The following is an 8,152-nucleotide window of genomic DNA, read 5'->3' as shown; positions in this document are numbered from 1 at the left end:
AATATGTTACAGTAATTTAATAGTCGATTGAAGGTTTACGGCATTAACAAATCAAATATATGATTGCACTGAAAAAACAAGATTTACAATTTTGTTGGAAATTTTTATAATGAAAGTGATTAGGAAATTTATTTTACTTAAACCTACCCCTTTTGTGTAAAAAATATTAAGTTCATTCTATGTAAAATCATGTAATTAATATTTATTCTAAATAACTTGTTCGTTCTGACAAACATAGGAAAACGATTGTTCATAACTGTTTAGTAGCTCAATTTTAAATCATTAGCTAAATATTTGAAACAGAAAGGAGGTAACGAACATTTGCTGTTGAACGTCAATAATTTTACACAACCTGATAAAAAGGTATGTTTTTCACATCCACCGTTTACGTTTAAAGAGAAAGATCATAGACCCGGCCAAAGTGACCATAAAAATCATGAGCAGTAAAAAAGAATAGGGATTACTTTGCAGTGGTAAACCTACATTCATGCCATAAAGACTTGCAATAAAAGTCAGCGGAAGCAAAATGGAAGAAATCAGTGTCAGTACTTTCATGATTTCATTGGTTCTGTTAGTCTGCAATGAATCAAAAGTTTTACTTAAACCCTCCACAATTTCCTGGTAATCTTCGGTCATATCCCATATTTTCTGATAATAGTCAAGGATATTTCCCCAGTACTCTTCCATATTTTCAGCATAGCCTTCGATGTCGCCCGATTCAAATTTATGGAAAAGCCTTAGCTGAGGCTTAAAAACAGTATTTACCAGGATGATATTCTTTCTGGTAAGTGAGATTCTTTCGATGGTTTTTTCAGCTTTTTTATTGAATAAGTCGCGATTTATAAGTTCCACCTCCACGCCAAGCTTACTAATAAGCGAGAGGGATTCAAGCATCAAATGTTCAAGTATTTTATATAAAAGAGCATCACTGGTACCCACTTGCCTTACCTGATAATTATCCTCAGGTTCGCGGCCGCTGTTAAACAGGTTTTTAACCACCCAGTGCGATTTGCCAATTGTAATGATATAATCGCTTCCCCAGAAAATCTTGACCTCCTTCACTTTTAAAAAGCGATTCCATCGGTCAAAGTAAGGAAAATGTAAAATAAGAAAGTAATAATCATCGTAAATATCAATCTTTGGTCGCTGGTTGGTGCGGCTGCGGCAGTCTTCGATATCAAGTGGATGGAAATGGAAATCGTCTTTCAGAAATTGCAGATCCTCATCGGTGGGGTCAAGTATATGATGCCACTTTAGTGTACCTAGTTTAATGGTTTCAATCATGGAGCCCTCCCGCTTTATTGATGAGTTTGAACAGATGTCTACATTCCGTAAGGATATTTTTGGTTGGCAAAAGTACTACTTTTTAATCGAAAATAGGCTTTGTTGCTTTCTTTTAATCTACCTCCTGTTATGTTTTTATAAAAAAAACAAAGAATCAGACCTACACTAAAAGTAATTTTCATAAGTAAAATTCACCCTTAACTAATTTTTCTGCAATGTTATATCGCAATGCTTTTTGTAATTGCTTTCCCCTGATTTATCGCCCAGGTCCTTGGCTTTTTTAAATAGCATGCATGCTTCATCTTTTTGTCCCAGGTTCAAAAATGAAATCCCTTTAATGTTGATGATGGACGGATTTTGTTTCCCCAACAACAGAGCACTGTCTGCATCAGAAATACAAGCCTTATAATTTTTAAGAAATAAATTGGTAAAAGCACGCAAACTGTAAGCTTCAGCATAATCATTCACATGACCAATAAACTCACTGATAAGATGATATGCTTCAGTATATTTCTTTTGATTGTATTGTTGCATCGCCTTTTCAAATAAAGGAATAAAGGGTTTCTGGAACTTTTCAGCATACACTGATTTTCGCTTTTCAGCGATTTTTATTTGATCGGGCAATTCATTTTTTGCCAGTTCTATCGTTTCAAATGCCCTGTCAAGCGAATCGGCTCTGAGCCATATGTCAGTCGCATCTATCCAGGCATCTGGATTCTTTGGATTATCTTTCAGGTATTTCTGTAAATTGGTCAAAGCTTCTGCATGCCTTCCTTCGTTTACCAGATATATATTGACGTTCTTCAAATATTTATAGTGATTAGGCTTCATCGTATAAGCACGATGGAGATAATACATCGAACTATCAGGCATGTTCTTTACTTCATACATCCACGCGAGAAAGTTCTCACGCCTCGGATCGTATGGATTGGAATGATCATGAATCAGCAAATGAAATGCTTCATCATACTTTTTATCCACAATCAAATACCTTGACTTAACCACCTGTATTGATTCACCCCAGGCACTGATGGCAGGTATTGCCGGAAATGCGTCCATCATTTTTTCAGAGCTTTGCCGCAATTGTCCGCCTTTGATCTCAGGAAATACCAGATTTTGCGCCCTCAGCGAAAGCACATTCATATACAACACCCCGGTAACTCCTGCTTGAATTAACATTAATAAGACTATGGCAATTCTATTTACTGTTTTTTTATGGACGTTTACTTTTACATTTGCTTCACCAACTGTACTTAACAAATCCTTGCTGTACCAATAAGCGGAAGCTACTCCAACCGAAACAAAAATGGCCAATAACACCTGGATTTCTGTTCGGTCGGCCGGAAAATTAAAAAAAGCATCCACACAGTAAAAAGCTGTACCGGCAGATGCCAGTACCAGCAACGACTGCACCTCTTCAGAAGGCTTGCGCCGACGATAAATGTATACAAAGGAAAAAACAGAAAAAGCCAGAATACCTGAATAAAAAACAAATCCGAAAATACCTGTTTCGGCTGCTGTTTCCAGAAAATCATTGTGTGCTTTATAGAGCAATGAAAATCCTGGCTTTTGCTGATGTTCGTACTTTAATTCTACAATTTTCCAGTTTCCGGTACCCACACCCAGCCAAGGATTTTCATAAAGCATTTTCCACGACCAAAGCCACCCGTCTAAACGACCACTGCCTGCCTTTTCAATATCCTCAAGTGTAGCCAACTGGTCAACAACAGCCTGTGTATGTCGCGAATGGTTGCTCTTGGGGTAAAGTTTTGTTTGTACCAGAGAGAAAAAACCAAACGCAAGAATTACTGCCGCCAGAAAAAGACCTGTTAAATGAAGTGTTGAACGCTTTCTAAAGCGAATATAATTTGAAAGCTGAATAACACAAAAGATAAAAATCAAGGCTAAAGTGCCCAAATAAAACGCCCGGGTGGCCATAAAGAAAGTAGCCAGCAAACCGGCAAATAATGAAACCCAGCCCAGAGTCTTCAGTCTGCCATGCTCATATATCAGCAACCAAAGAGCGAATGCCATTTTCACAAACAAAGCCGACCCAAGAATATTCTTATTGGAATATACTGTCTTTATTTCCGAAATCTCTTTTATTTCGCCTAATGTGAATTTTAAAATATGATAAAACACAACCAGGGATTCGGCCAGTAAAAGAATTGACATAGCTATAATGATAGCTCTGATAAAACGCTTATCGCGCATAAAAATTACCGATAGATTAATGATAGCAGAGAAAACACTGAATATCTTTGAAAACTGCAAAACAGACTCAGGCCAACTTATAGATTGTGTAAAGGATAACAGGGCAATAAACAGAAAACCTAAGTAAGAAATTATCACAGGTCTGCGCAAAAATGATTTTAGGTAGGTCGGATACTCGTGAAAATAACCGGTAAAAAGGAAGCTTAAAAATACCAGAATGTTCAACAATGATAAGGCAAAAAACTTAGGACCGTTCGAATCGAGTGCCATCATAACAGGTGTATAGGTAGGCAATAGAATATAGGCCACCACCACCAAAACCACAAAAGGATTATAAGAATCGGAAGTCCATTTCTTTGAAATGCTTTGATTGGCATTCATTCCCTTTTCTTTTTTCATGATTCTACTGTTTATTTTTTTCGCATTTACAACGAAAACGTATTGATTTAACGAAGCATAGCGTACAAATTCAATCAGGTTAGTAACAAACCTACATGAATTATTTCATTTTTCAAACATTAAGCCTTATCAGCAAAATATAGTTTTGTACATAAGTTTAATATCCAATAAATTTATTTTTTGCCACCACCCATTAATTTACTTCCTGCTAACCAAGCCTGTTATTCCCCAATTATATGGATGCCAATGTTTTATTTTTTGACTATATCCGGTTAAATATCACAAAAAAGAGTATCTAACATCCAAAACCAGCTTAGGCTTTTTACAAGTCGTTTTCAAAAATAATCCGCTGCTTTGCCATTTAAAATTTATCTAATTTTGAGAACAATTTCTGGAAACCGAACACTATACAGCACCAAAAACCAAATATGGACGCAAAAAAGAAAGAAGGCAGATACAACAGACTTTATCAGCAAATTGACGAACTGCTTAAGAAAAGTCCCGATCAGCAGGCCATGATGGCTACTGTTTCAGCTATCCTTTATAACAAGATGGATTATTTTTTCTGGTGCGGTTTTTACCGAAAAGACGGAAACCGATTGATTGTAGGGCCTTATCAGGGACCAGCCGCCTGCCAGATACTTGAAGGAAGGGGTGTTTGTCTGGCAGCTGTTGAACAACAGCGGGTTATCGTTGTGGATGATGTACACAGTTTTCCCGGTCACATCGCCTGTGATTCAAGATCTTTAAGTGAGATTGTAATCCCGGTAAAAAACATAGCAGGTGAAATTACGGGGGTACTCGATGTTGATAGTAAAGAGCTGGCTTCTTTCGATGATATAGATGCGCTGTATCTTCAGAAAATTGTTGATCTTCTTCAACTATGATTTTACCAAACAAATCGGGCATTGCACTGTTTTTTTTATATTCAGAATCTTCTTTACTTTTACCCAATCCCTAATTAAATCCAAACATCGTTATGACACTCGGTATCGTTCTGGTTATCAACCCTAAAAACACATCTTCGAAAATTGCAGTTTACAAAGACTCCAAACTTTGTTTTCTAAAAACCATAAAGTATACCGATGAGCAACTTGCAGCATGCGGCAGCATTCCCGGGCAACTCGAAATGCGCAAAAATGCCATCCTCCAGGAGCTAAAGGACAATGACATCAATGTGAACAAGTTACAGATTGTTGTCGCCAGAGGAGGGTTAATAAAACCTGTAAAATCAGGCGTATATGAAGTCAATGAGCAAATGCGTGAAGATTTGATGAAAGGAATTATGGGGATGCATGCAACCAATCTCGGAGGTCTGATAGCTGCAGATATTGCTGCATTGACCAACGCCAAAGCTATTATAGCCGACCCCGTAGTTGTTGACGAAATGGATGATGTTGCCCGCATCTCAGGTCACCCGCTTTTCAAGAGAAAGTCAATATTTCACGCCCTTAATCAAAAGGTAGTAGCCCGCAAATATGCCAAATCAATCAACCGTAAATATGAAGACCTCAACCTGTTAGTTGTTCATGCCGGCGGCGGCGGTATTTCAGTGGGTGCTCATAAACAAGGAAATGTTGTAGATGTGAGCCAGGCATTTGATGGAGATGGTCCTTTTTCAATGGAACGTACAGGTACTTTACCTGCCGGAGATCTCATCCGGATGTGCTTCAGCGGAAAATACGCTGAAAAAGAACTTATGGATTTAGTAACAGCCAAAGGCGGCTTATACGCTTATCTTGGAACCACCAGCCTGAATACCATTGATAAACGGATTGCCGACGGCGATAAAGATGCTTCTTTTATCATGTATGCCATGGCCTATCAATTAGCCAAAGAAATTGGAGCCATGTGTACCGTGCTCGACGGAAAACCCGATGCCATTATTCTATCCGGCGACCTTTTCCATTACAGCTACTTTACACAAAATCTCATCAAAAAAGTTGAAAAAATTGCCACTATAGCCATTTACCCCGACGAAGATGAAGTTGACGCACTGGCCATGAATGCAATTGGTGTTATGAAAGGTGAAATTGAAGTGCTGCAGTATAAATCCTGATTAAAAACCGGCTGTACTTTACTGTAATATTCAATACTGAGCAATTGGCATCTTTTTACTATTTTTGTACCTGCTTAATTATAAATCAGGCATATAAAACAATTTAGCTTTGGAAGACCCCGATCCTGAATCATCTTTACAGGTGTTGACAATTTTACTAAATACTTTTACCGGAAATTTTGACCCCGGCGTTGTGATTAGTCTGGTTTTGATGCTAGTGCTGCTGTTTATGTCTGCTGCAGTCAGCGCTTCTGAAATTGCCTTTTTTTCACTGAACCCGGCCAATCTGAACGATCTGAAAAATGATAACGGTAAATCGAGCCACCTTATTCAGCTGTTACTTGAAAAACCCAAACGCCTGCTGGCCACAATTTTAATTGCCAATAATTTTATTAATGTTTCCATTGTCATTATTTCATCGTTTGTAATGGCAAGGCTATTTGATTTTGCCACCTCCCCCTTCCTTGGATTTCTTGTTCAGGTTGTGATAGTAACTTCGCTTCTGCTGATTTTTGGCGAAATTATGCCCAAAATTTATGCAAGCCAGCATGCCCTCAAAGTTGCCCATCTGATGGCCAGGCCAATGCTAACTTTCCGCAAAATATTTTACCCGCTCAGCACAATCCTGGTTAAATCTACTCATCTGATCGATAAAAGAATCGCACACAAAGGACATGAAATTACGATTGATGACCTCTCAGAAGCTCTTGAAATTACTTCTACCGGAAATACAACTCCTGATGAAGAAAGAAAAATTTTAAAAGGGATTGTAAAATTCGGCGATATTGCTGTGCGCGAAATCATGAAACCCCGAATAGATGTTACCTCAGTTGAAGAAAAAACACTTTTTACACATCTGCTGGCCACTATTCTTGATTCCGGTTATTCACGAATACCCGTTTTCCACGAAAGTTTCGACCATGTAACCGGTATTCTTTATATAAAAGATTTACTTCCTCATCTGAACCGTCTGGACGATTTTAACTGGCAACAATTGCAGCGCCCGGCATTTTTTGTTCCTGAAAACAAGCGAATAAGCGACCTTTTACAGGAATTTCAAGAGAAAAAAATACACCTTGCCATTGTTGTTGATGAATTTGGCGGAACTTCTGGAATTGTTACACTTGAGGATATTCTTGAAGAAATTGTTGGCGAGATCAATGATGAATTTGATATTGAAGCCGATGCTATTCATTTTTCAAAAATCGATGATAACAATTACATCTTCGAAGGAAAAACGTTGCTGAACGACTTTTGTAAAGTAATGGGAATTGAAGACAGAATTTTTGCCGAAGCAAAAGGCGAATCAGATACACTGGCCGGCCTTATGCTCGAACTGGCAGGAAAAATACCGGATACCAATGAAAAGTTTTACTTTAACCAATACGTTTTTAAAGCCGAAAACGTTGATAAAAGACGCATAAAACGTATTCATGTCAGCATCGTTAATGAATAAAGCATTTTCCTGTTAATAAACTTACAGAATGAAAAATAAGGTCAGTTCTAAATTACTACATCGTTTATTGTCAGGTATATTCATCACTTCGATATTATTTTTTAGCGCCTGTAGTGAAACACCAACACCCAAACCACGAGGATATTTCCGAATAAGTTTACCCGATAAAAATTACCGTTTGCTCGACAGCATTTTCCCATATTCATTTGAATACCCGGCTTATGCCCGCATTACCAAAGATGTGCATGCCCCGGCCGAAGCCAACTGGATTAATATTGATTTTCCTCAGTTTAAGGGCCGTGTACACCTGAGCTATAAAACAGTGAATAAAAATCTGGGCGTTTTTACCGAAGATGCACATGAACTTGTTATGAAACACATACCAAAAGCATCTGCTATTGAGGAAGTTAGAATTGAAAACAGCAAACATCAGGTGTATGGACTTGTGTATGATATACAAGGTACCGGAGCTGCTTCAGCTTATCAGTTTTATGTGACCGATAGCACAACTCACTTTTTAAGAGGAGCCCTATATTTCAATACTTTGCCCAACAATGATTCATTGGCGCCGGTAATAGATTTTATCAAAGGCGATATTCAACACATGCTTGAAACTTTGCAGTGGAAATAAACCACAATTCTTAAAAATTACGCTGCTCTTCATTTGCCGCATGCTCATTTTACCCGCTCAATTCCAATATCTTTCGGTTTGATCCTGTATCCGGAAAGGCAAAGCTGAC

6 protein-coding genes are annotated in these 8,152 nt (G+C 38.0%); 4 read left to right on the top strand and 2 right to left on the bottom strand.

Annotated features, from left to right (window positions below):
- Positions 1-372: 372 nt before the first annotated feature.
- Complete coding sequence (locus tag H6541_14325; GenBank protein MCB9016959.1) at positions 373-1,284, bottom strand: magnesium transporter CorA family protein; 912 nt, start codon at positions 1,282-1,284, stop codon at positions 373-375.
- 201 nt (positions 1,285-1,485) lie between these two features.
- Positions 1,486-3,897, bottom strand: coding sequence for an O-antigen ligase family protein (locus tag H6541_14320; GenBank protein ID MCB9016958.1), 2,412 nt, complete (start codon positions 3,895-3,897; stop codon positions 1,486-1,488).
- Positions 3,898-4,325: 428 nt separating this feature from the next.
- Between H6541_14320 and H6541_14315 the strand changes: the two genes are divergently transcribed.
- The 4 genes from H6541_14315 (at position 4,326) to gldD (ending at position 8,043) form a co-directional block, all read left to right on the top strand.
- Complete coding sequence (locus tag H6541_14315) at positions 4,326-4,784, top strand: GAF domain-containing protein (GenBank protein ID MCB9016957.1); 459 nt, start codon at positions 4,326-4,328, stop codon at positions 4,782-4,784.
- 92 nt (positions 4,785-4,876) lie between these two features.
- Positions 4,877-5,956: a butyrate kinase gene (gene buk, locus H6541_14310; GenBank protein MCB9016956.1), complete on the top strand. Its 1,080-nt coding sequence runs from the start codon at positions 4,877-4,879 to the stop codon at positions 5,954-5,956.
- 211 nt (positions 5,957-6,167) lie between these two features.
- The gene (gene gldE / locus H6541_14305) at positions 6,168-7,412 is read left to right on the top strand and encodes a gliding motility-associated protein GldE (protein ID MCB9016955.1); all 1,245 of its coding nucleotides are present in this window, start codon (positions 6,168-6,170) and stop codon (positions 7,410-7,412) included.
- Between the two features lie 28 nt (positions 7,413-7,440).
- Complete coding sequence (gene gldD, locus H6541_14300) at positions 7,441-8,043, top strand: gliding motility lipoprotein GldD (protein MCB9016954.1); 603 nt, start codon at positions 7,441-7,443, stop codon at positions 8,041-8,043.
- Positions 8,044-8,152 lie beyond the last annotated feature (109 nt).

This window comes from Lentimicrobiaceae bacterium (genome assembly GCA_020636745.1).
Classification (GTDB): Bacteria; Bacteroidota; Bacteroidia; order Bacteroidales; family Lentimicrobiaceae; genus Lentimicrobium.
This window is presented reverse-complemented; position numbering and strand designations above follow the sequence as displayed.

Bases quoted from the DNA above. Each gene is read 5' to 3' on its own strand.
- H6541_14315 (MCB9016957.1), top strand. From the start codon at position 4,326: ATGGACGCAAAAAAGAAAGAAGGCAGATACAACAGACTTTATCAGCAA.
- buk (MCB9016956.1), top strand. From the start codon at position 4,877: ATGACACTCGGTATCGTTCTGGTTATCAACCCTAAAAACACATCTTCG.
- gldE (MCB9016955.1), top strand. From the start codon at position 6,168: ATGCTAGTGCTGCTGTTTATGTCTGCTGCAGTCAGCGCTTCTGAAATT.
- H6541_14320 (MCB9016958.1), bottom strand. From the start codon at position 3,897: ATGAAAAAAGAAAAGGGAATGAATGCCAATCAAAGCATTTCAAAGAAA.
- gldD (MCB9016954.1), top strand. From the start codon at position 7,441: ATGAAAAATAAGGTCAGTTCTAAATTACTACATCGTTTATTGTCAGGT.
- H6541_14325 (MCB9016959.1), bottom strand. From the start codon at position 1,284: ATGATTGAAACCATTAAACTAGGTACACTAAAGTGGCATCATATACTT.